This window comes from Rhizobium sp. EC-SD404, assembly GCF_902498825.1.
Taxonomy (GTDB): domain Bacteria; phylum Pseudomonadota; class Alphaproteobacteria; order Rhizobiales; family Rhizobiaceae; genus Georhizobium.
The window spans coordinates 1,971,953-1,998,334 of record NZ_LR701459.1 but is presented as its reverse complement, the minus strand read 5'-3'; the positions used below and the strand labels follow the sequence as shown (position 1 = coordinate 1,998,334).

Below are 26,382 nucleotides of genomic sequence, written 5' to 3'. Positions count from 1 at the left end.
TCATGCATGGCGTTTGGATGCGCGCAAATTTCAGACTGCAACGCCTCTTCGTCGAAGCCGCCCTCCTCGACCAGCAATCCGTGCCGCTCGACAAGGACCAGACGAACTACCTCATCAACGTGCTTCGCCTCGGCGAAGGCGCCGAAGTGCTCGTCTTCAACGGGCGGGACGGCGAATGGCTGTGCAGGCTGACACAGCCGGCAAAAAAGCGCGTCGAGATCCTGCCGACCGAACAGGTGCGCCCGCAGCCGGCACCGCTCGACCTCCATTATCTATTCGCCCCGCTGAAGCAGGCTCGGCTCGATTACATGGTGCAGAAGGCGGTGGAAATGGGCGCCGGCATTCTGCAGCCGGTGTTGACGCAGCACACGCAGGTTCACCGCGTCCATGTGGAGCGGCTTGCGGCCAATGCGCGCGAAGCGGCCGAGCAGTGCGGTATCCTCGCCATTCCCGAAATGCGCGAACCGCTGAAGCTTGAGCCGCTGCTTACCGGCTGGGATGATGAGCGCCGGATCGTGTTCTGCGACGAAGGGGCAGAGACGCAAAACCCGGTATTGGCATTGAGCGCGATCACCGAGACGCATCTGGCGCTGCTCGTCGGGCCGGAAGGCGGGTTTTCGGAAGATGAGCGCCGCATGCTGCACGCTCTTCCCTTCGTCACCGCCATTCCGCTGGGGCCGCGAATCCTGAGGGCGGACACCGCTGCCGTCGCGGCGCTTGCGGTGCTGCAGGCGACGATCGGCGACTGGCGCTGAGGCCAGTCCGTACGAAAGGCCTATCCCTCTTTCCATCCGTTGACAGCGGGTTCAATGATTTTCGCTTGCGCACCGCGCGCCTTCTGGTTCAAGCAGCGAGCGTCCCGCTCGGCAAGATCAGGCGGGCTCGTTGCAACATCCGCAGAGAGCTTCATGGCACGCGACACGACCGACCTGACGCCGATCGCCTCCAAGGCCGAGCTCATCACCCATCTCGCAGACGGATCGAAGTCGGAAAGCGACTTCCGCATCGGCACCGAGCACGAGAAATTCCCCTTCTTCATCGACGGCAACACGCCGGTTCCCTATGAGGGCGAGCGCTCGATCAAGGCGCTGCTGGACGGCATGACCCGGATGCTGGGCTGGGAGCCGATCATCGACGCCGGCAAGATCATCGGGCTCGTCGAGCCGACCGGCCAGGGAGCGATCTCGCTGGAGCCCGGCGGCCAGTTCGAACTCTCGGGCGCGCCGCTTGAAACCATCCACCAGACGTGCCGGGAATCAAACGCCCATCTGGCGCAGTTGCGCGAGATCGCCGAGCCGCTCGGGATTCGCTTCCTCGGCCTCGGCGGCAGCCCGAAATGGTCGCTTGCCGAAACGCCGCGCATGCCGAAATCGCGCTACGACATCATGACAGCCTACATGCCGAAGGTCGGCAAGCAGGGCCTCGACATGATGTACCGGACCTGCACGATCCAGGTGAACCTCGACTTTTCGAGCGAGACCGACATGCGCCGCAAGATGCAGGTCTCGACCAAGCTGCAGCCGATCGCAACTGCGCTCTTCGCCAACTCACCCTTCACCGAAGGCCAGCCGAACGGTTTCCTTTCCTGGCGCGGCGACATCTGGCGGGACACAGACAACCAGCGGTCGGGGCTTCTGCCCTTCATCTTCGAGCCGGGCTTCAGTTTCGAACACTATGTCGATTGGGCGCTCGACGTTCCGATGTATTTCGTGACGCGCAAGGGCGTCTATCACGACTGCACGCATGTCACCTTCCGGCAGTTTATGGACGGTGCGCTGAAGGACGAACTGCCTGATGGCCTGCCGACGATGGGCGACTGGGCAAACCACCTCTCCACGCTTTTCCCGGATGTTCGCCTGAAGCGCTTCCTCGAAATGCGCGGAGCCGATGGTGGCCCGTGGCGCAACATCTGCGCCCTGCCCGCTTTCTGGGTTGGGCTGATCTATGACGGCGAAGCGCTCGATGCGGCGGAACAGCTGACCAAGGCCTGGACATTCGAGCAGGTCAACGCGCTGCGAGACGCCGTTCCGGTCCAGGGTCTCGACGCAGAAATCGATGGGCGCACGCTGCACCACCTTTCCCGCGATCTTCTCGACATTGCGCGAAAGGGGCTTCAGTCCCGCGCTCGCCTCAACGACGAAGGCAATGACGAGAGCCATTTCCTGGCGCCGCTGGAAGAGATCGTTGCCCGCGGCGAAACGGCGGCCGGGCAGATGCTTTCGCTCTACAAAGGCCGGTGGAACGGCTCAGTGGAACCAGTCTTCGACGAATACGCCTACTGAGCCTGGCCCCCGTTTCAGGTTGAGCCCATTCGGCCTATAGTTCCTGCCAAGCAAATGTTTGGGAGGACGACCGCCGATGATGCCGCTTTACGACATGATGCAGCAGGCCGCCAATGGCCATGCCACCGCCGAAATGGCGCGCCGGTTCGGGCTTTCCGAGGCGCAGGTCGCCCAAGCGATGGCGGCACTCGCGCCTGCCTTTTCGGCTGGGCTGAAGCGCAACACGGCAGGCTCTGCGCCCATGGCCGCATTTCTCTCTGCGCTATCCGATGGCCATCACCGCCGCTATTTCGAGGACGCCCAAGCGGCCTTCACGCCGCAGGGCGTGCAGGAAGGAAACGGCATTCTCGGGCATATCTTCGGGTCCAAGGATCTCAGCCGCAAGGTCGCAGAACAGGCGGCATCGGCGACTGGTATCGGCCAGGACATCTTCAAGCAGATGCTGCCGGTGCTCGCCTCGATGGTCATGGGCGGGCTCTACACGCAGGCGAACAACCAGGCCGCTCGGGCGCAAAATCCGATGGTTACCGGCCCCGACTTCTTCGGCGACATGCTGAAGCAGATGATCCGCTACCAGGCGGCCGGCCGCGAGGATCTGCCGGAACCCAAGCCGCAAGCGGCCTCGCCCTTCGACAACCCGGTCTTCGGCAATTTCAACGATATGATGGAGACGATGTTCGGGCAGAACCGGACGTCCGACACCGAACCGCCGCCTGAAGCGGACGAACCGGCGCCCGAGCACAAGCGCGGCGATCAGAAGGCCACGCTGGACGGGATGTTCGGACAGATGTTCGATGCGGGGCGTGAGGTCCAGACCGGTTACGCCAAGTCCATGGACCAGATCTTCGACCAGTATCTCGACGGCATGAAGCGCCAGTCATGATGCGCACTGCCTGAAACGACGCATGCCCCGCGTGACGCGGGGCATGCGCGGTGCGCGGCTCTCGGGGCAACGAGAGCGCCGCGCGGTAAGTGAGGACGGCTCGGCCGTCCGGATCAGGCCCGGGGACGAATGCGGCTGCGCCGCTGCCAAACCGAGCGCGACAGATGCTGCGACGGGTCGTCATACCAAGGACTTTCGAGCGAGGTCAGGAGATCGCCCCGCGTCAGGCCGATATCGGCCAGTTGCTCCTCGGTGAAGTCTTCAAGATACATGACCTGCTTGCGATTTCGCAGCGCGCGGAACACGGTGAGAAGACGGAACGCCATCGCTTTGGCGATTACGGACGCGGTGATCCGTGCAGGGGCGATATCGAGATCGGGGCGGGTTTCGATCGTCTTCATGGCAGTGCTCCTTCGCGCCGGTTTCCAGCCGGCGACCGATGATGGAGAGCAGTTTCAGTTCGGGCGGCGTGTGCTCTCTTGACGTGCCCGGTTTCCCAAATTGTGGTCGCAGAAACCCACCCGACGAGAACCCAATTTTGAAAATGGTTCGCGTCGGTTGTGACGAGCTTCGTTGATCACGAGTGTGAACGCTCAGAGTGATCGCAGAATCACATTGATCGTTCCAGCGAATGTTTCTAATGGTAAGCATCAATCTTTATGATGTGGACGACACCCATGCCGGCCCCCTTGGATATCGATCAGCTCAAAACGTTCGCAGCCATCGTCGACGCAGGCTCCTTCACCCGCGCGGCCGACAGTGTGCACAAGACTCAGTCAGCCGTCTCCATGCAGATGCGCAGGCTGGAGGAGCGGATCGGCAAGCCGCTCTTCGTCAAGGACGGGCGCACCAACCGCCTGACGGAAGACGGCGAAAAGCTGATCATCTATGCGCGACGCATGCTGCGGCTGAACGAAGAGACGCTGGCCGCCTTCGACGAGAACCGTCTGGAGGGACTGCTGCGGATAGGGACGCCGGACGACTATGCGGATCGTTTCCTGCCGGAAATCATCGCGCGTTTCGCCAAGTCCAATCCGAACGTCGAACTCTATATCGTGTGCGAATCCTCCAACGACCTCGGGGAAAAGATGGCGCGCGGAGAGCTCGACATTGCCCTGGTGACGCACAATCCGCGCGTACGCCAATCGGAAGTGGTGCGCACGGAGCCTCTCCACTGGGTGTCTTCGGCCAACCACACGGCGCACGAGACGACGCCGCTGCCGCTTGCCGTTGGACGGCGAAATTGCCAGTGGCGTCAGCTCGCCTGCGCAGCGCTCGATTCGGTCGACCGCGACTATCAGATCCTGTTCACGAGCTGGTCCTCGACCGTGGTTGCTTCCGCGGTGCTGGCGGGGCTGGCGGTTTCGCTGCTGCCAGAAGCGGCGCTCAGGCCGGGAATGCGCATTCTCTCGCCGGCGGATGGGTTCCCGCCGCTGGCGCCCGCGCAGATCGGCATCATGCGTCGGCCGGGCGTGCCGGCCTCGCTGATGAACGCGATCAGCCAGCATATTTCGGCCAGCCTCGACAACATCACACCGATGCCGCTTGCCGCCATGGAAGAGAGCGATCAGGGCTTCGTGCAGATGCGCCCGCGCCAGCGCAACGGGCACCTGATGCCGGGCTGGTAGGCGGCATCGCTTGACCCTCTCGAAGCGATCGGGCGCAATGGTGCGATGAGCGACTTTTTCGATATCGATTCTCCGACGGCATCGCAGGCCGTGACGAATCTCACCGAATTCACCGTCAGCGAGATTTCAGGCTCGATCAAACGAACGGTCGAGGATGCGTTCGGCCATGTGCGCGTGCGCGGTGAAATCTCGGGCTATCGCGGCCCGCATTCTTCCGGCCACGCCTATTTCTCGCTGAAGGACGATCGCTCCCGCATCGAGGCCGTCATCTGGCGCACCTCCTTTGCCAAGCTTCGCTTCAAGCCCGAGGAAGGCATGGAAGTGATCGCGACGGGCAAGGTCACGACCTATCCCGGTTCGTCGAAATACCAGATCGTGATCGAAGCGCTCGAGCCTGCCGGTGCCGGTGCGCTGATGGCGCTTCTGGAAGAGCGCCGGCGAAAGCTCGCCGCCGAGGGGCTGTTCGAGGATGCGCGCAAGCGTGCCCTGCCCTTCATGCCGATGACGATCGGTGTCGTGACATCGCCGACCGGTGCCGTGATCCGCGATATCCTGCACCGCATCCGCGACCGCTTTCCCGTGCATGTGCTCGTCTGGCCGGTGCGCGTCCAGGGTGAGACGACAGGGACGGAAGTCTCGAACGCGATCGCCGGCTTCAACGCTTTGCCTAAAGACGGGGCGATCCCGCGGCCGGATGTCCTGATCGTCGCCCGCGGCGGCGGCAGCCTGGAAGACCTCTGGGGGTTCAACGACGAAATCGTCGTGCGTGCGGCCGCAAGTTCCAGCATCCCGTTGATCTCCGCCGTCGGCCACGAAACGGACTGGACGCTGATCGACCACGCCGCCGACCGCCGCGCGCCGACGCCGACCGGTGCCGCAGAGATGGCTGTGCCGGTCAAAGCCGATCTCGAAGCCGGGCTTTCCCAGCTCTCGGCACGGCTCAGCGGCTGCATGTCAAGACATCTCGACCAGCGCCGTCAGGTGCTGCGACAGACGGCCCGCGCCCTGCCCTCGATCGACACGCTGTTTGCGCTGCCTCGGCGCCATTTCGACGAGGTGTCGGCAAAGCTCGGTCGCGCGCTGGAACTCAACACCTTGAACAAACGCCGCGCCTTCGAAGCGCGGGCAAGCCGGCTGACGCCGATGGCGCTCGATGGGCGCATCAAGGATCGCCGTCAACGCGTGACGGATCTCATCGCCAAGAGCGAGCGCATCGTGGAGCGCCGGCTCGATCGGACCCGCTCGGGGCTGACCCGGCTCGAGTCCCAGCTCAGCCTTCGCCCCATCGAACTGCGTATCGAACGGTTTTCGGAGACGGTCGCTGCGCGACAGGAACGGGCCGATCGTGCGATTGCAAGGCGGCTCGAGCGCTTGCGTGGACAGATGATCGAGCAATCCCGGGTCCTCGGCTCCCTCAATCCCGACAATGTGCTGAAGCGCGGTTATGCGATCGTGCGCGATGAAGCCGGGCAAGCCCTTTCGCTTGCCGAACAGATCGGTTCCGGCCAGCGACTTTCGCTGAAGTTTGCCGACGGTTCCGTCGACGCACTTGCCTTGGACGGCTCGGCACCGAGAAAGCCTGTCCGCAAGACACCTGCGTCAGAGGATGAGGCGGTCAAGCCGAAGCAGGGAACGCTGTTCTAGTCTTCCAGGCTGCCGCAAGCGCTCAATGTCCGGCGGGCGCTTCCTTCTTGCCGCGAACCGCATTCGTGATCGGCGTCAGCACGCGCGTGACAAACGGGACGAGAAGCAGGCCGAGTGCGAGGCCGAACACGCCGTCGAGCGCTGCGGTAACGATCCAGGTCACGGCGCCTTCCGCCGCCGGCAAAAGCGCTGCGGCGCCATGGGCCACATCTTCGATCATGTGACTGAGACCGCCGAAACCGAACACTTCGAGGCCGTGCAGCACGATCGAACCGCCGACCCACAGCATCGCTGCCGTTCCGATGGTGGAGATCGCCGTCATCACGCCCGGCATGCCCTTGACGATGCCGCGCCCGATGGAGCGGGTGACCCCGAGCCTGCCGACCTGTGCGAGCTTCAAGCCAAAATCGTCGGCCTTCACGAGAAGCGCCACGGCGCCGTAGACGAGCGCCGTGATGCCGATGGCGACGAGGGCGAGGACCACTCCGCGCGAGACGATGCCTTCCGCCTCGATCGCGGCAAGGGCGATCGTCATGATTTCCGCCGACAGGATGAAGTCAGTCTTGATGGCCCCTGCCACTCGCTGCTCTTCGAGATGGGCGGCATCGAGCGTTTCGGCATGCTCTTTCCCCTCTTCGTGCGGCGCGAAGAGGTGCAGGATTTTTTCAGCGCCCTCGAAGCAGAGATACGCGCCGCCCAGCATGAGCAGTGGCGTGATCAGCCAGGGCGCGAACGTATCGAGCACCAGCGCCACGGGAAGCAGGATCACCAGCTTGTTGAAGATCGAGCCGCGCGCGATCTTCCAGACGATGGGCAGTTCGCGGGCAGCCGGTAGGTTCTGGACGTATTTGGGCGTCACCGCCGCATCGTCGACGACGACGCCGAGCGACTTCGCGCCGGCCTTTGCCGTATCGTCGATCACGGCGCCGGCGACCTTGACGCCGACCCGCGACGCTTGCGCGGTGATGTCGTCGATTTGCGCTGCCGCAAGCTTGGTGAGGGCGGCAACGTCGTCGAGGAGTGCCAGCAGCCCGCTCATTTGCGTCTCATGGATGGTGCCCGTCGCGGTCAAGAAGGATGCAATCTACCTGATAAGTTCGGCGAAGCCAGAGCGTTCCGGACGGCTACGCTTTGTGCACTGCGACCTTTCCCCTTTCGCCACGTTGGCGTCATCGCTAGGCTTGTGCGAACCGAATTCTGGAGCCGACTGCGAAATGACGATGATCCCGACGCCCTATCTGCTTTTTCTCGGTGATGCGGCCGACCCGCTTGCGGCGAAGGTTGCCCAGGGCATTCGCGACTGGCGGCCGGATTTCGCAATCGGACGATTTCGGCTGCCCGGCTGCAAGGCGGACATGCGCCTGCCCGACATGACGATCGAGGAAGCCGTGGCGAATGGCGTCAAGACGCTCGTCGTCGGCGTCGCCAATCGGGGCGGCGTGATCTCCAAGGACTGGATCGCAGTTCTGGTTCAGGCACTCGAAGCCGGCCTCGACGTTGCCTCCGGTCTCCACAACCTCCTGACCGACGAGCCTGAACTGGTGCGCGCCGCCGAGGCCAATGGGCGATCGCTGCATGATGTGCGCGTGCCGAGCGTCGACTATCCCATCGCGAACGGCGAACGTCGGCGGGGTAAGCGCTGCCTGGCGGTCGGCACCGATTGCTCGGTCGGCAAGATGTACACAGCACTCGCCATGGAACGGGAAATGACGGCGCGGGGCCAGAAGGCGACGTTCCGGGCAACCGGCCAGACCGGCATCCTCATCACCGGCAACGGCGTTCCGCTGGATGCCGTCGTTGCCGATTTCATGGCCGGAAGCGTCGAATGGCTCACCCCCGACAACGATCCTGATCACTGGGATCTCATCGAGGGACAGGGAAGCCTCTTCCACGCCTCCTATTCCGGCGTGACGCTGGCGCTGATCCATGGCGGTCAGCCGGACGCTCTGGTGCTTTGCCACGAACCGACACGCACCCATATGCGCGGCCTGCCTTCCTATGCGCTGCCATCGCTGGAAGATCTGCGCGACATCGCCTTGAAAATGGCTCGCATCGTCAATCCCGATTGCATCGTCACGGGCATATCGATCAACACGGCGGCGCTCGGCGAGGATGAAGCGCGCCGGCTTCTGGAGGACATCGAAGCGCGGATGGGCCTTCCCACCGTCGATCCATACCGTCACGGGGCGGCAAGGCTCGTCGAGGCACTGGTCTGAGCGATGATCAAGCTTGATGTCAGCGAAGATGTCTTCGCCCTGAAGGATGTCTTCACCATTTCGCGCGGATCGCGCACCCAGGCGCGGGTCGTCACTGTAAAGCTCACCGATGACGATCTCATGGGCTGGGGCGAATGCGTTCCCTACGCCCGCTACGGCGAGACTGTCGAAGGCGTGATTACAGAAATCCGACATCTTGCCGATGAGATCGCTTCCGGGGCGCTCGATCGAAAAAGCCTGCAGGAACGTCTGCCCGCCGGGGCTGCGCGCAATGCGCTCGACTGCGCTTTCTGGGATCTCGAAGCCAAGCGTGCCGGCCGGCCGGTCCACGAACTGGCGGGTCTGGCAGCGCCGACGGCGCTTGAGACCGCCTACACGCTGTCTCTGGCCGAACCGGCGACGATGCGCCGGAAAGCTGAGGAGAACGCCGGACGACCTCTTCTCAAGCTCAAGCTCGGTGGCGAGAACGACATCGCGCGGCTCGAAGCGGTTCGCGCCGGTGCGCCGCAGGCGACGATCATCGTCGACGCAAACGAAGGCTGGACCGCGGAGCTCTATTCCGAAATCGCGCCCTATCTCCTGCAACTCGGGGTGGCGATGGTCGAACAGCCGCTGCCAGTCGGCCAGGACGCCATGCTCGGCGAGATCCATCGGCCCCTGCCCGTCTGTGCCGACGAAAGCTGCCATGACCGGACATCGCTTGCAGGACTTAAGGGCCGCTACGACATGGTCAACATCAAGCTCGATAAGACAGGCGGGCTGACAGAAGCGCTGGCACTGCGCGAAGACGCTCTTGCTGCAGGCTTCTCGCTGATGGTCGGATGCATGGTGGGTTCTTCGCTGGCCATGGCACCGGCCATCATCGCCGCGCAGGGCGCCGCAATCATCGATCTCGACGGTCCCTTACTGCTAGCCGAAGACCGTCAAAATCCGATGCATTACGAGGGCTCCATGGTGTGGCCTGCGTCGCCTGCTCTCTGGGGATAAATATTGCGCCGGATCGCCTATCCACAGCACGATTATGCTGCGACGCAGCATTTTTGTGGGAAATGGTCTTGCGCGGCGCAACCGGCGTAATTTTATTGCGCGATCTTTACGGTTTGATCATCCAGTCAAAAAAACCGCAATGCTTGCGTTGCAATTCCCTGCAGATTGACGTTTGCTTCAGACCAGAACCCAACCTGATGGCCGTTTTCTCCACCAATTCGGATCGGTTCAGGCGTTCAAAAGAAAACTTCCTTCAAAACCAGTTCCAGGGGAACGCTATTATGAGTCACCTCAAGACGCTTTTGGCTACGACGATGCTCGTGGCCTGCTTCGGAGCGGCTGCGCAGGCCAAGACGCTCGTTTATTGCTCGGAAGGCTCGCCTGAAGGCTTCGACCCCGCGCTCTATACGGCCGGCACGACCTTCGATGCTTCCGCGCACCCGATCTACAACCGCCTGCTCGAGTTCAAGAAGGGCACGACCGAAACCGAGCCGGGCCTGGCTGAAAGCTTCGAAGTCTCCGACGATGGCCTGGAGTACACCTTCAAGCTGCGCGAAGGCGTCAAGTTTCACACCAGTGAAACCTTCACTCCGACCCGCGACGTCAACGCCGACGACGTGATCTTCTCGTTCGAGCGCCAGGGTGATGCTGAGAATTCCTACAACGCCTACGTCTCCGGCGCTTCGTGGGAATACTACAACTCCATGTCGATGCCTGACCTCGTCGCATCGATCGAGAAGGTCGACGATCTAACGGTCAAGTTCACGTTGACGGCGCCGAACGCACCGTTCCTCGCCAACCTTGCCATGCCGTTCGCTTCGATCATGTCGAAGGAATATGCCGACCAGCTCGAGGCAGCCGGTACGCCCGAGCAGCTCAACCAGGCACCGATCGGCACCGGCCCGTTCCAGTTCGTCGCCTACCAGGCCGATGCCGCCATCCGTTATTCGTCGTTCGATGAGTACTGGGCAGGCGTGCAGCCGATCGACGATCTCGTCTTCGCGATCACCACGGACGCTTCGGTCCGCCAGCAGCGTCTGGCCGCCGGCGAGTGCCACATCATGGCCTTCCCGAACCCGGCCGACCTCGAGAGCCTGCAGCAGAACGCCGACCTGACCGTCATGGAACAGGAAGGCCTGAACGTCGGCTACTTCGCCTACAACACGCAGCAGGAGCCCTTCGATCGCCCTGAAGTTCGCCGCGCTCTGAACATGGCGATCAACAAGCAGGCGATCATCGACGCCGTCTACCAGGGCGCCGGCACCGTCGCCAAGGCGCCGATCCCGCCGACGATGTGGTCCTACAACGACAATCTGACGGACGACGAGTACGATCCGGAAGCTGCCCAGGCGGCTCTCGAAGAAGCCGGCGTCACCGATCTGTCCATGAAGATCTGGGCGATGCCCGTCTCGCGCCCGTACAACCCGAACGCACGCCGCATGGCCGAGCTGATGCAGGCTGACTTCAATGCGATCGGCGTCGACGTCGAGATCGTTTCCTACGAGTGGGGCGAATATCTGGAGCGTTCTTCCGCTGAAGACCGTGACGGTGCCGTGCTCCTCGGCTGGACCGGTGACAACGGTGATCCGGACAACTTCCTTGCCGTTCTGCTGGGCTGCGATGCCATCGGTGGCGCCAACCGTGCTCAGTGGTGCAACGAGGAATTCGACGCGCTCGTCCAGGAAGCCAAGACGCTTCCGACCCAGGAAGAGCGTGCCGAGCTCTATACGCAGGCTCAGGAAATCTTCAAGGAAGAAGCTCCTTGGGCGACGATCGCTCACTCGGTTGTCTACGTCCCGATGCGCAATGAAGTCAGCGGCTTCGTCCAGAGCCCGCTCGGCGACATGACGTTCGACGGCGTCGACATCGCGGAATAAAGTCTGCTCAAAGACAGGGAGCCGGGGGCGGCGATGAGCCGCTCCCGGTTTTTGCCATGCTAAGATTCTTTCTTTCGCGCCTGGCGCTGATCATCCCGACATTCATCGGGGTTTCGATCATCTCATTTGCGTTCATCCGTTTGTTGCCCGGCGACCCGATCATGCTTCTTGCCGGCGAACGCGGCATGAGCGCGGAGCGCTACGCGCAGCTAAGCGCCGAAATGGGCTTCGATCGGCCGCTGGTTGCTCAGTATTTCGATTATCTCATGGGTATCCTGCAGGGCGATCTCGGAACTTCGATCGTCACACGCAGACCGGTGCTCGACGAGTTCTTCACGCTGTTTCCGGCGACGATCGAACTCGCCTTCTGCGCAATCGTGCTTGCCACCGTCATCGGCATCCCGCTCGGCGTTCTCGCCGCCGTCAAGCGCGGCACCTGGGTGGACCAGACCGTCATGGGCACGGCGCTCGTCGGCTATTCCATGCCGATCTTTTGGTGGGGCCTGCTGCTCATCATCTTCTTTTCCGGCACGCTCGGCTGGACGCCTGTCTCCGGGCGCATCTCGCTCCTGTATTTCTTACCGCCCGTCACCGGCTTCATGCTGGTCGACAGTTTGCTGTCAGGCCAGGATGGTGCGTTCGTGTCAGCGCTCAGCCATCTGATCCTTCCGACCATCGTGCTTGCCACCATTCCGCTTGCCGTGATTGCGCGCCAGACGCGCTCCGCCATGCTGGAAGTGCTCGGCGAAGACTATGTCCGTACCGCTCGATCGAAGGGACTTTCGCCAAGGCGCGTCGTCGGACTTCACGCCCTACGCAATGCGATGATACCGGTCATCACCACCATCGGTCTGCAGGTGGGCACCCTGCTTGCCGGCGCGATCCTGACGGAGACGATCTTCTCGTGGCCAGGCATCGGCAAGTGGATGGTCGATTCCGTTTTCCGGCGCGACTATGCGGTCGTCCAGGGCGGCCTGCTGATGATCGCCATCGTCATCATGTTCGTCAATCTCCTCGTCGACATGCTCTACGGGCTGATCAACCCGCGAATCCGGCACTAGGAAGCGGCCATGACCCACATCGAAGCTGAAAAATCCGCCGTCGACGAACGTACCGAGGCGGGAAGAGAAACGACAATCGCCAAACCCCGTTCGGTCCTTGCCGAGTTCTGGTATTATTTCAGCCAGAACAAGGGCTCGGTCATCGGGCTTGTGATCTTCCTCCTGATCGTGGCGATCGCCGTCTTCGCGCCCATCCTTGCACCGCATGCCCCGACCATTCAGAACCGGGATGCACTGCTGATTCCACCCATGTGGGAAGAAGGCGGTCGTAGCGCCTATATTCTCGGAACTGATCCGGTTGGCCGCGATGTCCTTTCGCGGCTCATGTACGGCGCTCGCTTCTCGCTATTCATCGGTGTGGTCGTCGTCGTGCTTTCGGTGTCGACCGGCGTGCTGCTCGGCCTGATTGCGGGCTTCTTCCGCGGTTGGATCGACACGGTGATCATGCGGGTGATGGACGTGATCCTCGCCTTCCCGTCTCTTCTGCTGGCGCTGGTGCTGGTCGCGATCCTCGGCCCGGGCCTCGTCAACGCGATGATCGCCATCGCGCTCGTCCTGCAGCCGCACTTCGTGCGCCTCACGCGTGCCTCCGTGCTCGCCGAAAGCGAGCGCGAATATGTCACCTCCGCCCGCGTCGTCGGCGCGAGCCGCCTGCGTCTGATGTTCGTGACGATCCTGCCGAACTGCCTGGCACCTCTGATCGTTCAGGCGACGCTTTCCTTCTCCAACGCGATCCTTGACGCTGCGGCACTCGGCTTCCTCGGTATGGGCGCCCAGCCGCCCACACCGGAATGGGGTACGATGCTGGCGGAAGCCCGCGAGTTCATTCTGCGCGCCTGGTGGGTCGTCACCTTCCCGGGTCTCGCCATCCTGATCACGGTGCTCGCCATCAACCTAATGGGCGATGGCCTGCGCGATGCGCTCGACCCCAAGCTGAAGAGGTCCTGATGCCGCTTCTCGAACTTGAAAACCTGACCGTCACCTTCGACACCTCCTCCGGCCCCTTCAAAGCGGTCGATGGCGTCAGCCTCAGTGTCGATGCCGGAGAGATTCTGTCGATCGTCGGCGAGTCCGGCTCGGGCAAGTCGGTTTCGATGCTGGCGCTGATGGGGCTTCTTCCGTGGACTGCCAAGATCGAAGCTGACGTCATGCGCTTCGAAGGCAACGACCTCATCGGCATGTCGGCGCGTGATCGGCGCAGGATCATCGGCAAGGACATCGCCATGATCTTCCAGGAGCCGATGTCGAGCCTCAACCCGTGCTTCACCGTCGGCTTTCAGATCGGCGAAATGCTCAAGAAGCATCTCGGCCTCGGTCGCAAGGAACGGCGTCAGCGCTCGATCGAGCTTCTGGAACTGGTCGGGATCCCCGCGCCTGCCGACCGTCTTTCCGCCTTTCCGCACCAGCTTTCCGGCGGCATGAGCCAGCGCGTGATGATCGCAATGGCGCTGTCGTGCAACCCGAAGCTCCTGATCGCCGACGAACCGACAACGGCGCTCGACGTCACCATCCAAGCGCAGATCCTCGATCTCCTCGTGCGGCTCCAGAAGGAGACCGATATGGGCTTGATTCTGATCACGCATGATATGGGAGTGGTGGCTGAGACCGCCGAGCGCGTGCAGGTCCAATACGCAGGCCAGAAGGTGGAGGAACAGCCGGTTACCGAGCTCTTCCGCGACCCGCATCATCCCTATACGGCCGCGCTTCTGGCTGCCCTTCCCGAGCGTGCCCGCGGCAACAAGCGTCTTCCGTCGATTCCCGGTGTGGTTCCGGGCCCGAACGATCGGCCGCCGGCATGCCTGTTCGAACCGCGCTGCAGCTTTGCGACCGATCTCTGTCGCCAGACGGTAAAGCGCCAACCGACATCGCTCGGGCTTGCCCTCTGCAACTACCCGCTGGTCAACGGCGTGCCTCAAGGCCATCCCGCGCCTGAAAAAGCCGTTGCGGAACGGCAGGAGGAACTTATTTGACAGAGATTGTCCTTCAAGGAACCGACCTCCACCGCCACTACGAGGTGACGCGGGGAGCCTTCAGCAAGCCTGCAACGGTCAAGGCGCTGAATGGCGTGTCGTTTGACCTCGAGGCCGGCAAGACGCTTGCCGTTGTCGGGGAATCAGGCTGCGGGAAATCGACGCTCGCCCGTCTCGCGACGATGATCGAGACCCCAACCGAGGGTGAGCTGAAGATCGACGGAATCCCCGTCACGGGGCCGACGGCGGAATTGCGCCGCAAGGTGCAGATCATCTTCCAGAACCCTTATGGCTCGCTCAATCCGCGCCAGAAGATCGGCGCGATTCTGGAAGAGCCGCTGAAGATCAACACCAAAGACGATGCCGCCACCAGACGCCGGAAGGCGCATGAGATGCTGACGCGCGTCGGCCTGCGCGCCGAGCACTATGAGCGCTATCCGCACATGTTCTCAGGTGGCCAGCGCCAGCGCATCGCTATCGCGCGAGCCCTGATGCTCAACCCGAAAATCCTTGTCCTGGACGAGCCGGTTTCGGCGCTGGACGTTTCGATCCAGGCGCAGGTTCTGAACATCCTGATGGACCTGCAGGACGAGCTCGGCCTGGCCTATCTCTTCATCAGCCACGATCTGTCCGTCGTGCGGCACATCGCCGACGACATCATGGTGATGTATCTCGGCAAGCCCGTCGAATTCGGTACTGCGGAGCGCGTGTTCTCCGATCCGCAGCATCCCTATACCGCGGCTCTGCTGTCGGCGACGCCGATGGCCGATCCTGAGCGGCAAAAAGAGCGCATTCCGTTGACGGGCGAACTGCCCTCGCCGCTCAATCCACCCCCCGGTTGTCCCTTCAATCCGCGCTGCTGGCGCGCCGAGGACAGATGCCGACGCGAGATGCCGCCATTGATGCCGGTGGAAGGCCGCGATGCCGCTTGCTTCTTCCCGCTGTCGATGGAAAAAAGCAGCGCGGCAGCCTGAGAGCGCCGCGACGAGCGGAGAACCGAGCCATGAAGCGCAAGACACTGACGCAGTTTCTCATCGAGCAGCAGCGGAAGGAAGAAGCGCTTCCGGCACAGCTACGCCTCCTGATCGAGATCGTCGCGCGCGCCTGCAAGGCGATCAGCCACACGATCAACAAGGGCGCTCTGGGCGGCAATCTCGGTTCGCTCGACAGCGAGAACGTTCAGGGCGAGGTGCAGAAGAAGCTCGACGTCCTCGCCAACGAATTCCTGATCGAAGCCAACGAATGGGGCGGGCATCTCGCCGCCATGGCGTCGGAAGAGATGGATACGATCCATCGCATTCCGAACCGATACCCCAAGGGTGAATACCTCCTCGTCTACGACCCGATCGATGGATCGAGCAACATCGACGTCGATCTCTCCGTCGGCACCATCTTCTCGGTGCTGGAAGCGCCTGCAGACGCCTCCGGCCGTGAGATCCGGGAGGAGGATTTCCTTCAACACGGCACCCGCCAGGTCGCCGCCGGCTACGCGATCTACGGGCCGCAGACGCTTCTCGTCCTGACGGTGGGCACCGGCGTTTTCGAATTCACGCTGGATCGCGAAATGGGCTCGTGGGTGCTTTCCGACGAGCGGCTGCGCGTTCCCGAAACCAGCGCGGAATTCGCCATCAACATGTCGAACCAGCGGCATTGGGATGCGCCCATGCAGCGCTACGTGGAGGAGTGCCTCGCCGGCAAGACCGGGCCGCGCGGCAAAGACTTCAACATGCGCTGGACGGCCTCCATGGTCGCCGACATTCACCGTATCCTGAAACGTGGCGGCATCTTCATGTATCCCTGGGACAAGCGGAAGCCGGACGTGCCGGGCAAGCTGCGCCTGATGTACGAGGCGAACCCGATGGGCTTCCTCATGGAACAGGCGGGCGGCGTGGCCACCACGGGCCACGAACGCATTCTCGATGTGCAGCCGGAAAAACTCCATCAGCGGGTCAGTGTCATCATGGGTTCGCGCGAAGAGGTGGAAATCGTCGCCGCCTATCACCGCGAGGCGAGCCACGGCACGCGCGATCGTGCCTGAGCGCGAGCGGCTGACGGAGCGCGCACGCGCGCTCTCCCACACGCTCGTCGGCTGGCCCAGCGTCACCGGCACGCCGGACGAAGCGGCGTTCGCCGGTCGGTTGAACGACCTGATCGCCGAACACCCCTATTTCAAGACCAATCCGAGCGATCTCACGCTCGCCCCGATCGAGGGCGATCCCAATGACCGGGCCAATGTACTCGCGCTCGTGCGGGGTTCGGGCCGTCGCACGATCATCCTGGCCGGCCATTTCGACGTCGTGCCGGTCGACGATTATGGCGACCTGTCGACGCTTGCCGGATCGCCGGATGCGCTGCGCGAAGGCTTGATCGCGCGGCTCGAAGCGAGCGGTGGATATCCGCAGGCGCTGGCCGATCTCAAGAGCGGTGACTTCGTTCCCGGACGCGGAATGCTCGACATGAAATCCGGCGTGGCGGCAGGGCTTGCCGTGCTGGAGCACTTTGCCGAGAGCGGCGACGATCGCATCGGCAATCTGTTGCTGATCGCGACGCCGGACGAGGAAGAAAACTCCGTCGGCATGCGCGCGGTCTCTGCCATGTTGCCCGAGTTTCTGCGTTCACGCGGCCTCGAGCCCATCGTGGCGATCAATCTCGATGCGACGTGCGATGCCGATGCCGGGCAGAACGGCCGGGTGGCAACCTTCGGCACGATCGGCAAGGTCCTGCTGAGCGCGTTCGTGGCCGGCAAGGACGCACACGCCTGCTATCCGTTCGACGGCATCAACGCCGCCTATCTGGCGGCGGAACTCGCCATCGAATTCGAATGCGCGCCAGCGCTCGGTGAAATGACGGGCGACGAAGTCGCGGCGCCGCCGACTGCACTGTCGCTCAAGGATGCGAAAAGCGTCTACAACGTCACGACGCCTGGACGCGCTTGGCTCTACTGGAACGTGCTGATGCACCGTCGGCGCCCGGAAGACATCATCGCGATGGCGCGTGAGATGGCAGTGACGGCCGTCGGCCGGGCGGCGGGTCGCATGAAGGAGCGCGCGGCCGCGTTCAAGCTGTCCGCCAGCCCGCTATGGGACGACGTCTCCATTCTCACCTTTGCCGAATTGCGCGAGCGTGCCGAGGCCGCGAGCCCTGGCTTTGACGACCAGTACCGAATTGCGGCAGCGACGCTGGAGCAGTCTTCCTTCGACCTGCCCGAGCGCTCACGCCGGTTGACGGAGCTCGCGCTGGATGCGGCGCAGCTCCCAGGCGCTGCAGTCGTCCTGGGGATCGCATCAACGCCCTACCCAGCCATCGCGTGGCCTACAGACACGTCCGCGGTGCAGACCCGCAAGGTGGTCGAGTCTGCCATGGCGAAAATTGCGGATCGCGAACGGCTATCGGTCGGCTCCCGTGAGTTCTTTCCCGCCATCTCGGATATCAGCTTCCTGGCGCGCAATGCGTCGGCAAGCCTTGAGGGTATCCGTGGTGAAATCCCGCTTTGGGGTTCCTCGATCCGCTTTGCGGACGATGACGGCCATCCGCCGATCCCCACCGTGAATATCGGTCCGTGGGGGCGCGACTATCATCATTTCCTGGAGCGCACCCACGGGGATTACACGTTCCGGGTTCTGCCCGATCTTCTGGCAACCGTCATCGACGATGTACTCAACGGCTGAGCCCGACCGGCTCAAGACCAAGAACGCCGGACCGCAAAATGAAAAGCCCGGGCGAGAGCCCGGGCTTTTCGAATTCTTGTCCTGTGGAACCCGTCTTAGTTGACGGAGTCCTTGAGGCCCTTGCCGGCAGAGAACTTGGGAACGTTGCGTGCCGGGATATCAACTTCAGCGCCCGTCGAGGGGTTGCGGCCCTTCGAAGCTTCACGGCGCGATACCGAGAAATTTCCAAAACCAATGAGGCGCACGTCGCCACCCGACTTCAATTCGCCGGTGATGACTTCGAAGACGGCCTCAACAGCGGAGCCCGCCTCGGTCTTTGCCATGCCGGTCTTCTCGGCGACGGCAGCGACGAGTTCATTCTTGTTCATGTTTCCACCCCTTTCTAATTGGTACGAAACGTTTCACTGAAACTGGCTCGGCATCTTAGTCCAGACGCCTGGCAATCGAATGCCAATCGCACGGAAAAGCCCGGTTTTCCAGCGTTTTCAGCAATTGGACATGAAAAAACCGGGCACTTGGCCCGGTTTTCCACTTGCTTATCACAGCAGGGACATGAAGCCCGCTAAAGGTGCCTCTTTATCCATCAATGAGCGATGGTTGCACCGTGGTCTTCGCCGAGATCTGGAGCGACGACGGCGCTCGCAGTCGCTGCATCCCATTCGATCGGCTCCGGTACTCGCGTCAGCGCATGCTCCAGAACCTCGCCGAGGCGCGAAACGGGGACGATTTCGAGCCCGTTCTTCACGTTGTCCGGGATTTCCGGCAGATCCTTGGCGTTTTCCTCGGGAATCAGCACCTTCTTGATGCCGCCACGAAGCGCCGCCAGAAGCTTCTCCTTCAATCCACCGATCGGCAGGACACGGCCACGCAACGTGATCTCACCCGTCATGGCGACATCCTTACGAACGGGGATGCCGGTCATTACGGAGACGATCGCCGTCACCATTGCCACACCGGCAGACGGACCGTCCTTGGGCGTCGCGCCTTCCGGCACGTGCACGTGGATGTCCCGCTTGTCGAACAGCGGCGGCTCGATGCCGAAATCGACGGCGCGCGAGCGGACATAGGATGCCGCCGCGGAAATCGATTCCTTCATCACGTCCTTCAAATTGCCGGTGACCGTCATCTTGCCCTTGCCGGGCATCATGACGCCTTCGATCGTCAGCAATTCGCCACCGACTTCGGTCCAGGCAAGACCGGTGACGACACCGATCTGATCCTCACCGTCGATCTCACCATGGCGATAGCGCGGTACGCCAAGAAAATCAGGGATGTTCTCGGGCGTCACATCGATCGTCTTCAGTTCCTTGTCTTTCAGGATCCGCGTCACGGCCTTTCGAGCAAGCTTCATCAGCTCGCGTTCAAGGCTACGGACACCCGCCTCCCGTGTATAGGTGCGGATGACTTCCATGAGCGCCGTGTCTGAGACCGAGAATTCGCTCGGCTGCAGGGCGTGGTCGCGGATCGCCTTCGGCAGAAGGTGACGCTTTGCGATCTCCAGCTTCTCGTCTTCGGTGTAGCCGGCGATACGGATGATCTCCATGCGGTCCATCAGGGGCGCAGGAATATTCAGCGTGTTCGCCGTGGTGATGAACATCACGTTCGAGAGGTCGTATTCGACCTCGAGATAGTGGTCCATGAAGGTCGAATTCTGTTCCGGATCGAGCACTTCAAGAAGTGCCGAGGACGGATCGCCGCGGAAGTCCTGGCCCATCTTGTCGATTTCGTCGAGCAGGAAGAGCGGATTGGCCTTCTTCGCCTTCTTCATCGACTGGATGACCTTGCCAGGCATCGAGCCGATATAGGTGCGACGGTGGCCGCGGATTTCAGCCTCGTCCCGCACGCCGCCAAGCGCCATGCGGATGTATTCGCGGCCGGTCGCCTTGGCGATCGACTGGGCGAGCGAGGTCTTGCCGACGCCGGGAGGGCCGACGAGGCAGAGGATCGGACCCTTGATCTTGTTGGACCGCGCCTGGACGGCGAGATACTCGACGATGCGTTCCTTGACCTTGTCCAGACCGTAGTGATCGGTCTCGAGGATCATCTCGGCATTGTTGAGATCGGTCTTGATCTTGGACTTCTTGCCCCACGGTAGGCCGAGCAGCCAGTCGAGATAGTTGCGCACGACGGTGGCTTCCGCCGACATCGGGCTCATCTGCTTCAGCTTCTTCAGCTCGGCATCGGCCTTTTCGCGCGCTTCCTTGGACAGCTTGGTCTTCTGGATGCGCTCGACCAGTTCGGCCATCTCGTCGCGCTCGTCGTCGCCGTCGCCGAGTTCCTTCTGGATCGCCTTCATCTGCTCGTTGAGATAGTACTCGCGCTGGGTCTTCTCCATCTGGCGCTTGACGCGCGAGCGGATGCGCTTCTCAACCTGCAGAACGGAGATTTCGCCTTCCATGAAGCCGAGCGCCATTTCCAGACGCTTCTTCACCGAAAGCGTGGACAGCATGTCCTGCTTTTCGCTGATCTTGATGGACAGATGCGAGCCGACCGTATCGGCGAGCTTCGAATAATCGTCGATCTGGCTGGCGGCGCTGACGACTTCCGGCGAGATCTTCTTGTTGAGTTTCACATAGCTTTCAAATTCAGTGACCACCGAACGCGCCAACGCTTCGAGCTCGACCGGATCTTCGGTGGGCTCTTCGAGCGGCTTGGCACTGGCTTCGTAGTAGTCGGTCTGATCCGAATAGCCGGTTATCTCGGCGCGCGCACGGCCTTCCACCAGCACCTTGACGGTGCCGTCCGGCAATTTCAGGAGTTGAAGGACATTCGCAACCGTTCCGATCTTGTAGATCGCAGATGGTTCCGGATCGTCGTCGCCGGCGTTGGTCTGGGTCGCAAGCAGAATCTGCTTATCGCCACCCATGACCTCTTCCAATGCGCGGATGGATTTCTCACGGCCCACGAAGAGCGGCACGATCATGTGTGGGAACACAACGATGTCGCGCAGCGGGAGGACGGGATAGGCATCCGCGGCTGCTGTCATGGTCTTGTCGTTCATCAATCTTCCTTTCTGGCCCGCGTGACGTGCCTTGCGGCACTTGCGGGAGCCGCCGATCGGCGGAAAACGGGGGTTTGAGGCCCTCGATCGTTGAAAGTTAAGTGGCGTTATCCCGTGTGTGTTTCAAGTGGCTGCCACGGCCACGAGTCACACCATCATCCTTCGGAAACGGGCTGTCACGCAATTGTCAAAACGTCGAGAATTTCTCAGCATCAACAGCTCTTGGGACAGGCGGAAAGCCCGAGATCAACAAACACGAAAGCCCGCCTTTGGGCGGGCTTTCGGCCGAGACTTTTGGAGCCGATGGGTGGGCCGGGATCACGCTGTCGCGTTGCCCTTTTCCTCTTCGCGCTCCGAGTAGATGTAGAGCGGGCGAGCCGAGCCGCCGACCACATCGTCCGAGATTACAACTTCACGAACGCCATCCAGCGCCGGCAACTCGAACATCGTGTCGAGCAGGATTTTCTCCATGATCGAACGAAGGCCACGTGCGCCGGTCTTGCGGGTGATCGCGCGCTTGGCGATGGCGCGAAGCGCGTCCTCGTGGAAGGTCAGTTCGACGTCTTCCATCTCGAACAGGCGCTGATACTGCTTCACCAACGCGTTCTTGGGCTCGGAGAGGATCTGGATCAAAGCATCTTCGTCGAGATCTTCGAGTGTCGCGATAACCGGCAGACGGCCGATGAATTCCGGAATGAGACCGAACTTCACCAGATCTTCCGGCTCGAGATCGCGAAGAACCTCGCCGACGCGACGATCTTCAGCGGCCTTGACCGTTGCACCGAAGCCGATCGACGTCTTCTCGCCGCGGGCCGAGATGACCCGGTCGAGACCGGCGAAGGCGCCGCCGCAGATGAACAGGATGTTCGTGGTATCCACCTGCAGGAACTCCTGCTGGGGATGCTTGCGACCGCCCTGCGGAGGAACGGATGCGACCGTGCCTTCCATGATCTTCAGAAGCGCCTGCTGCACGCCCTCGCCCGACACGTCGCGGGTGATCGAGGGATTGTCCGACTTGCGCGAAATCTTGTCGACTTCGTCGATGTAGACGATGCCGCGCTGCGCCCGCTCGACGTTGTAGTCGGCCGACTGTAGCAGCTTCAAAATGATGTTCTCGACGTCTTCGCCGACATAGCCGGCCTCGGTGAGCGTCGTGGCGTCAGCCATCGTGAACGGCACGTCGATGATGCGTGCCAGGGTCTGGGCAAGATAGGTCTTGCCGCAACCCGTAGGGCCAACGAGCAGAATATTCGACTTGGAGAGTTCCACGTCGGAATTCTTCGCTGCGTGCGCCAGGCGCTTGTAGTGATTGTGCACCGCGACCGAGAGGATGCGCTTGGCCTGCTGTTGGCCGATCACATACTCGTCGAGAACCTTGATGATGTCCTGCGGCGTGGGTACGCCGTCGCGGGACTTGACCATCGAGGATTTGTTTTCCTCGCGGATGATGTCCATGCAGAGTTCGACGCATTCATCGCAGATGAAAACCGTCGGACCCGCAATGAGCTTGCGCACCTCGTGCTGGCTCTTGCCGCAGAAAGAGCAATAAAGCGTATTCTTGGAGTCGCCGCTATTGCCGCCGCTGACCTTGCTCATATCCATTCCCTTCCAGCACTTTCGACAAGGGTGCCGAAACCTGTTCAATCTGCGTTCGGGCATCCCACCCGGGTGCCCTTCGTCAGCGACCCTGGATGGTGGGGGTCGCCTGTATCCGGCACCAACTGATGTCCTATAGCGACATCTATAGCCTGAGGGTTGACAAAATCAGATTTGCCGACCCTCGGCAACAATCCAGCACGGTTACGAACAGGCTAGCCGATACGACTTCATTGCCCGGTGATACCGGATCGTCACACTTGCTTCAAGCAAACGGCAGCTTCGCCCCACATGGCGAAGCGGCCAATACAATCGGGTCGCCTTCGCATTCTAGCTAGGCTCTCACTTCGCGGCTTCGAGTTCCATGGCTTCGCGCGACGCGATGACCTTGTCGACGATGCCGAAGTCACGCGCTTCTTCCGACGTCATGAAGTGATCGCGGTCCAGCGTACGCTCAATCGTGTCATAATCTTGTCCGGTGTGTTGGACGTAGACCTCGTTGAGGCGGCGCTTCATTTTGATGATGTCCTGAGCATGGCGCTCGATGTCCGATGCCTGACCCTGGAAGCCGCCCGAAGGCTGGTGCACCATGATGCGGGCATTCGGCGTCGCAAAGCGCATGTCCTTGTGGCCGGCGCAAAGCAGGAGCGAACCCATCGATGCCGCCTGGCCGACGCAAAGCGTCGAGACCGCCGGCTTGATGAACTGCATGGTGTCGTAGATTGCCATGCCGGCCGTGACAACGCCACCCGGCGAATTGATGTAGAGCGCGATTTCCTTCTTCGGGTTTTCGGCCTCGAGGAAAAGCAACTGAGCGCAAACCAGCGTCGCCATCTGGTCCTCGACCGGACCGGTGATGAAGATGATCCGCTCTTTCAGAAGGCGCGAGAAGATGTCGTAGGAACGTTCGCCGCGGTTCGTCTGCTCGACGACCATCGGCACCAGCGCCATTGCGGTATCAACCGTTCTTGTCATGCAATCAGTCCTTGAAAAAACTTGCGGCTCCGAACCGGCCACGAGAATCACGTAATCCTGCCATTCCTTACATAGAGTGTGGATATGCCTGTCTTCAAGACGAGACCCATGGATTGAAAGAGGCTCGACGTCTTAACCTTAAGGATCGGCCCTGAGCCAGGACTGCAGAGCCTCATAATCCCGGTCGTCGACAAACCTTGCGACCCGGCGTCCCACGGCAGCGCCGAACTTGTAGCCATGCCCCGAACAGGCCGACACGGCGACGCATCGACCGAAGTGGGATGCAAAGAATCGCTCGTCCTCGGTGAAGGTATAGGCGCAGGTTACCGTCTGGCGCACGCGATAGGATTCCAGGCGCAGGAACGGCGGCGCAAAGAGGTCGCGGATCGTCTCCCCTTCGTCTTCCGTTGGCTCGCGTTGCGCATCGGCGTCGTCGTGCGGCCTTTTGTGGAGCCCCGAGCCGAATTTCAGACCACCGTCGCCCGATGGCGGGATGATGTAGCCGTCGGTCTTCCCGCCGACATCGAGGATGACAGGCGTCCGCTCCCAGGCCTCGGCGAATTCGGCCGGGGGATCGAGATAGACGACGGCGGTGCGATAGGTCTTCAGGTCGACGCCCAGATGCGGAAAGAGCTTCAGGACCCATGCACCCGCTGTGACGACGACCTGGTCGGCCTCGCAACGACGGCCATTTTCCAGCAGCACCGCGCCCGCCTCGGCATCGACGGCGATGACCTTTGCGTTCTCTTCCAACTGCGCTCCGGCACCGAGCAGCCAGGTCGCGAGCCCCGACGCGATACGCCGGCAGTGCAGAGCGCCACCTTCCGGCGACTCGAATGCAAAGCGAATCGCTTGCTCGTCGAGAAACGGATAGCGGCGCGCGGTCTCGGCAGCATCCAGCTCCTCGAACGGGTAGCCGCCATCGGCCAGGCCATCGCGCATCTCTTCGGCCTCGTCGCCGGGCTCGCGGGAAATGCACATGAAGCCTCGTGCATCCAGATGGCTCTCGCCGAGATCGGCCCACATCTCGTCCCAGGCTTCATAAGCCTCCGTGATCGCGCGCCCATAGCCCGAGGACCTGCCGTAGGCACGGCGGATGATGCGGTGGTGGTCACCGGAAGCGGCCAGCGGATTCGGTATCGGCCCCTGCTCGAGAAGCGTCACCTGATGACCGGCCTTGACCAGGGACCAGGCGGTCGAAAGGCCCGCGATCCCAGCGCCGACGATGATGACTTTCATTTCCTGCCTCACTTCTCAGGCTCACTGCACGCGCGGGCTTCACAAAGCGAAGCCCCGTGCTTATCGCTTGCCGAACTACGGTAAAACCCTCTGAAAGGATACGGTTTGGGCTCACATGCACCTATCATGGCGCTTGACGGGCGGCATCTGTCGCTCGATCCGCGCGATCCAGCGTTCTTCACCGACCCCTATCCCGTCTATGCCGCGCTTCATGCCCAATCACCCGCGTTCTTCTGGGAAAATTACGGATTCTGGTGCTTCGTCGGGTTCGATGCGGTCAATGCGCTTTTGCGGGATCGGCGGTTCGGCCGACAGATCTTGCATGTGGCAACGCGCGAAGAAATCGGCTTGCCGGAACCGGCCGCGCATCTCGCCGATTTCGACACGGTGGAGGCGCATTCGCTGCTGGAATTGGAGCCACCGGTCCACACCCGGCTGCGCACGCTGGTCAACCGGGCTTTCGTCTCGCGCCATGTCGACCGTTTGCGACCGGAGATCGCCGCGCTCTGCCATAAGCTGATCGACAGGTTCGAGGGCAACGGCGAAGCAGAGTTCCTGTCGGCCTATGCCGAAATCATTCCGGCGACAGTGATTGCCCGCATGCTCGGGGTTCCGGACGACCGCGTGCCTGACCTGCTCGACTGGTCGCACCGCATGGTGCGTATGTACATGTTCGGCCGCGACCGTGCCGCCGAGGACGACGCCAATACGGCCGCACGGGACTTCGCCGACTATCTGCGCGGCCTCGTCGGCGAGCGGCGCACCCACCCGCGCGACGATCTGATCAGCCACATGATCGCCGCCGAACAGGATGGCGGCCGGCTGAGCGAGGACGAGTTGATCTCGACCGCGATCCTCCTGCTGAATGCCGGCCATGAAGCGACGGTGCACCAGACCGGAAATGCCGTGAAGACCATCCTGGAGGCGGGCAGTGATCCGGCGGCTCTTTTCGCCGACGAACGATCGACGGCCGCGACGGTAGAGGAATCCCTGCGCTTCGATGCGCCGCTCCACATGTTCACGCGCTACGCGCTGCAGGATGTCGTGCTCGAGGATGGCATCGCGCTGAAGAAGGGCGACAGAATCGGGCTGATGCTGGGTGCCGCCAACCGCGACCCAAGACGGTTCGAGAACGCCGACCTGTTCGACATTCAGCGCAGCGATGGCGCGAACGTCTCCTTCGGCGCCGGCATCCATTTCTGCATCGGAGCGCCGCTTGCACGGCTGGAAATGCAGGTCTCGCTGCCGATTCTGTTTGAACGGCTGCCGGGTCTTTCACTCGCTCAACCGCCGCGCTACCGCGACAGCTATCATTTTCATGGGTTGGAGCGCCTCGACTGCCGCTGGTGACAAGC

Annotated in this window: 22 protein-coding genes; 15 read left to right on the top strand and 7 right to left on the bottom strand. The window is 62.1% G+C overall.

Translation table 11 applies throughout. The features are described 5' to 3' along the window. Positions 1-17 precede the first annotated feature (17 nt). From GC125_RS10340 to GC125_RS10330, 3 genes are all read left to right on the top strand, one after another. Positions 18-755: a 16S rRNA (uracil(1498)-N(3))-methyltransferase gene (locus tag GC125_RS10340; RefSeq protein WP_151985597.1), complete on the top strand. Its 738-nt coding sequence runs from the start codon at positions 18-20 to the stop codon at positions 753-755. A 153-nt stretch (positions 756-908) separates the two neighbouring features. Then, on the top strand, positions 909-2,282 hold the full coding sequence (locus GC125_RS10335) for a glutamate--cysteine ligase (RefSeq protein ID WP_151985596.1): 1,374 nt from the start codon (positions 909-911) through the stop codon (positions 2,280-2,282). Between the two features lie 76 nt (positions 2,283-2,358). After that, entirely contained in the window at positions 2,359-3,165 is an 807-nt protein-coding gene (locus GC125_RS10330) for a DUF937 domain-containing protein (protein WP_151985595.1), read from the top strand. A 113-nt stretch (positions 3,166-3,278) separates the two neighbouring features. Here GC125_RS10330 and GC125_RS10325 read toward each other — a convergent pair whose 3' ends face one another. Continuing rightward, positions 3,279-3,566, bottom strand: a complete 288-nt coding sequence (locus GC125_RS10325; protein ID WP_151985594.1) for a YjiS-like domain-containing protein — start codon at positions 3,564-3,566, stop codon at positions 3,279-3,281. Between the two features lie 276 nt (positions 3,567-3,842). Between GC125_RS10325 and GC125_RS10320 the strand changes: the two genes are divergently transcribed. Together GC125_RS10320 and xseA are read left to right on the top strand one after the other, a co-directional pair. After that, positions 3,843-4,793 (top strand): LysR substrate-binding domain-containing protein, encoded by a 951-nt coding sequence (locus GC125_RS10320; protein ID WP_151985593.1) that lies wholly within the window; start codon positions 3,843-3,845, stop codon positions 4,791-4,793. A gap of 45 nt (positions 4,794-4,838) precedes the next feature. Further along, positions 4,839-6,437, top strand: a complete 1,599-nt coding sequence (xseA, locus tag GC125_RS10315) for an exodeoxyribonuclease VII large subunit (protein WP_151985592.1) — start codon at positions 4,839-4,841, stop codon at positions 6,435-6,437. A 22-nt stretch (positions 6,438-6,459) separates the two neighbouring features. On the opposite strand, the gene GC125_RS10310 is transcribed toward xseA, so the two are convergent. Further along, positions 6,460-7,476 carry a DUF808 domain-containing protein gene (locus GC125_RS10310; protein ID WP_151985591.1) on the bottom strand — a complete coding sequence of 339 codons (1,017 nt, stop codon included), beginning with the start codon at positions 7,474-7,476 and terminating at the stop codon, positions 6,460-6,462. Positions 7,477-7,657: 181 nt separating this feature from the next. Here GC125_RS10310 and dgcN point away from each other — a divergent pair, with 181 nt between their 5' ends. From dgcN to GC125_RS10265, 9 genes are all read left to right on the top strand, one after another. Then, positions 7,658-8,653 (top strand): N-acetyltransferase DgcN, encoded by a 996-nt coding sequence (gene dgcN, locus GC125_RS10305; protein ID WP_151987787.1) that lies wholly within the window; start codon positions 7,658-7,660, stop codon positions 8,651-8,653. Between the two features lie 3 nt (positions 8,654-8,656). Continuing rightward, positions 8,657-9,640: an N-acetyl-D-Glu racemase DgcA gene (gene dgcA, locus GC125_RS10300; protein ID WP_199864541.1), complete on the top strand. Its 984-nt coding sequence runs from the start codon at positions 8,657-8,659 to the stop codon at positions 9,638-9,640. Between the two features lie 281 nt (positions 9,641-9,921). Next, on the top strand, positions 9,922-11,517 hold the full coding sequence (locus GC125_RS10295; RefSeq protein WP_151985590.1) for an ABC transporter substrate-binding protein: 1,596 nt from the start codon (positions 9,922-9,924) through the stop codon (positions 11,515-11,517). 56 nt (positions 11,518-11,573) lie between these two features. Then, positions 11,574-12,578 carry an ABC transporter permease subunit gene (locus GC125_RS10290; RefSeq protein ID WP_151985589.1) on the top strand — a complete coding sequence of 335 codons (1,005 nt, stop codon included), beginning with the start codon at positions 11,574-11,576 and terminating at the stop codon, positions 12,576-12,578. Positions 12,579-12,587: 9 nt separating this feature from the next. Continuing rightward, positions 12,588-13,526 carry an ABC transporter permease subunit gene (locus GC125_RS10285; RefSeq protein WP_151985588.1) on the top strand — a complete coding sequence of 313 codons (939 nt, stop codon included), beginning with the start codon at positions 12,588-12,590 and terminating at the stop codon, positions 13,524-13,526. Further along, positions 13,526-14,548, top strand: coding sequence for an ABC transporter ATP-binding protein (locus GC125_RS10280; protein ID WP_151985587.1), 1,023 nt, complete (start codon positions 13,526-13,528; stop codon positions 14,546-14,548). Before GC125_RS10285 ends, GC125_RS10280 begins: the two co-directional genes overlap by 1 nt. Then, the gene (locus GC125_RS10275) at positions 14,545-15,522 is read left to right on the top strand and encodes a peptide ABC transporter ATP-binding protein (protein WP_151985586.1); all 978 of its coding nucleotides are present in this window, start codon (positions 14,545-14,547) and stop codon (positions 15,520-15,522) included. Before GC125_RS10280 ends, GC125_RS10275 begins: the two co-directional genes overlap by 4 nt. A gap of 29 nt (positions 15,523-15,551) precedes the next feature. Continuing rightward, on the top strand, positions 15,552-16,586 hold the full coding sequence (locus GC125_RS10270) for a class 1 fructose-bisphosphatase (RefSeq protein WP_151985585.1): 1,035 nt from the start codon (positions 15,552-15,554) through the stop codon (positions 16,584-16,586). After that, positions 16,579-18,216: a M20/M25/M40 family metallo-hydrolase gene (locus GC125_RS10265; RefSeq protein WP_199864540.1), complete on the top strand. Its 1,638-nt coding sequence runs from the start codon at positions 16,579-16,581 to the stop codon at positions 18,214-18,216. The genes GC125_RS10270 and GC125_RS10265 overlap by 8 nt, the downstream gene beginning before the upstream one ends. 95 nt (positions 18,217-18,311) lie before the next feature. Here GC125_RS10265 and hupB read toward each other — a convergent pair whose 3' ends face one another. The 5 genes from hupB to GC125_RS10240 form a co-directional block, all read right to left on the bottom strand. Continuing rightward, positions 18,312-18,584 (bottom strand): DNA-binding protein HupB, encoded by a 273-nt coding sequence (hupB, locus tag GC125_RS10260; RefSeq protein ID WP_126010689.1) that lies wholly within the window; start codon positions 18,582-18,584, stop codon positions 18,312-18,314. Positions 18,585-18,799: 215 nt separating this feature from the next. Then, entirely contained in the window at positions 18,800-21,217 is a 2,418-nt protein-coding gene (gene lon / locus GC125_RS10255; RefSeq protein ID WP_151985583.1) for an endopeptidase La, read from the bottom strand. Positions 21,218-21,535: 318 nt separating this feature from the next. Beyond that, positions 21,536-22,813 carry an ATP-dependent Clp protease ATP-binding subunit ClpX gene (gene clpX, locus GC125_RS10250; protein WP_151985582.1) on the bottom strand — a complete coding sequence of 426 codons (1,278 nt, stop codon included), beginning with the start codon at positions 22,811-22,813 and terminating at the stop codon, positions 21,536-21,538. A 342-nt stretch (positions 22,814-23,155) separates the two neighbouring features. Next, positions 23,156-23,788: an ATP-dependent Clp protease proteolytic subunit gene (locus GC125_RS10245; RefSeq protein ID WP_151985581.1), complete on the bottom strand. Its 633-nt coding sequence runs from the start codon at positions 23,786-23,788 to the stop codon at positions 23,156-23,158. 138 nt (positions 23,789-23,926) lie between these two features. Continuing rightward, positions 23,927-25,027, bottom strand: a complete 1,101-nt coding sequence (locus GC125_RS10240; RefSeq protein ID WP_151985580.1) for an NAD(P)/FAD-dependent oxidoreductase — start codon at positions 25,025-25,027, stop codon at positions 23,927-23,929. A 126-nt stretch (positions 25,028-25,153) separates the two neighbouring features. Here GC125_RS10240 and GC125_RS10235 point away from each other — a divergent pair, with 126 nt between their 5' ends. After that, entirely contained in the window at positions 25,154-26,377 is a 1,224-nt protein-coding gene (locus GC125_RS10235; RefSeq protein ID WP_151987783.1) for a cytochrome P450, read from the top strand. Positions 26,378-26,382: the final 5 nt, after the last annotated feature.

Excerpts from the sequence above, each read along its gene's own strand:
- GC125_RS10335 (WP_151985596.1), top strand. The coding sequence starts at position 909 with ATGGCACGCGACACGACCGACCTGACGCCGATCGCCTCCAAGGCCGAG.
- GC125_RS10295 (WP_151985590.1), top strand. The coding sequence starts at position 9,922 with ATGAGTCACCTCAAGACGCTTTTGGCTACGACGATGCTCGTGGCCTGC.
- GC125_RS10270 (WP_151985585.1), top strand. The coding sequence starts at position 15,552 with ATGAAGCGCAAGACACTGACGCAGTTTCTCATCGAGCAGCAGCGGAAG.
- dgcN (WP_151987787.1), top strand. The coding sequence starts at position 7,658 with ATGATCCCGACGCCCTATCTGCTTTTTCTCGGTGATGCGGCCGACCCG.
- GC125_RS10235 (WP_151987783.1), top strand. The coding sequence starts at position 25,154 with ATGGCGCTTGACGGGCGGCATCTGTCGCTCGATCCGCGCGATCCAGCG.
- dgcA (WP_199864541.1), top strand. The coding sequence starts at position 8,657 with ATGATCAAGCTTGATGTCAGCGAAGATGTCTTCGCCCTGAAGGATGTC.
- GC125_RS10285 (WP_151985588.1), top strand. The coding sequence starts at position 12,588 with ATGACCCACATCGAAGCTGAAAAATCCGCCGTCGACGAACGTACCGAG.
- hupB (WP_126010689.1), bottom strand. The coding sequence starts at position 18,584 with ATGAACAAGAATGAACTCGTCGCTGCCGTCGCCGAGAAGACCGGCATG.
- GC125_RS10325 (WP_151985594.1), bottom strand. The coding sequence starts at position 3,566 with ATGAAGACGATCGAAACCCGCCCCGATCTCGATATCGCCCCTGCACGG.
- xseA (WP_151985592.1), top strand. The coding sequence starts at position 4,839 with ATGAGCGACTTTTTCGATATCGATTCTCCGACGGCATCGCAGGCCGTG.
- GC125_RS10245 (WP_151985581.1), bottom strand. The coding sequence starts at position 23,788 with ATGACAAGAACGGTTGATACCGCAATGGCGCTGGTGCCGATGGTCGTC.
- GC125_RS10340 (WP_151985597.1), top strand. The coding sequence starts at position 18 with ATGCGCGCAAATTTCAGACTGCAACGCCTCTTCGTCGAAGCCGCCCTC.
- GC125_RS10240 (WP_151985580.1), bottom strand. The coding sequence starts at position 25,027 with ATGAAAGTCATCATCGTCGGCGCTGGGATCGCGGGCCTTTCGACCGCC.
- GC125_RS10290 (WP_151985589.1), top strand. The coding sequence starts at position 11,574 with ATGCTAAGATTCTTTCTTTCGCGCCTGGCGCTGATCATCCCGACATTC.
- GC125_RS10320 (WP_151985593.1), top strand. The coding sequence starts at position 3,843 with ATGCCGGCCCCCTTGGATATCGATCAGCTCAAAACGTTCGCAGCCATC.
- clpX (WP_151985582.1), bottom strand. The coding sequence starts at position 22,813 with ATGAGCAAGGTCAGCGGCGGCAATAGCGGCGACTCCAAGAATACGCTT.
- GC125_RS10310 (WP_151985591.1), bottom strand. The coding sequence starts at position 7,476 with ATGAGCGGGCTGCTGGCACTCCTCGACGACGTTGCCGCCCTCACCAAG.
- lon (WP_151985583.1), bottom strand. The coding sequence starts at position 21,217 with ATGAACGACAAGACCATGACAGCAGCCGCGGATGCCTATCCCGTCCTC.
- GC125_RS10280 (WP_151985587.1), top strand. The coding sequence starts at position 13,526 with ATGCCGCTTCTCGAACTTGAAAACCTGACCGTCACCTTCGACACCTCC.
- GC125_RS10330 (WP_151985595.1), top strand. The coding sequence starts at position 2,359 with ATGATGCCGCTTTACGACATGATGCAGCAGGCCGCCAATGGCCATGCC.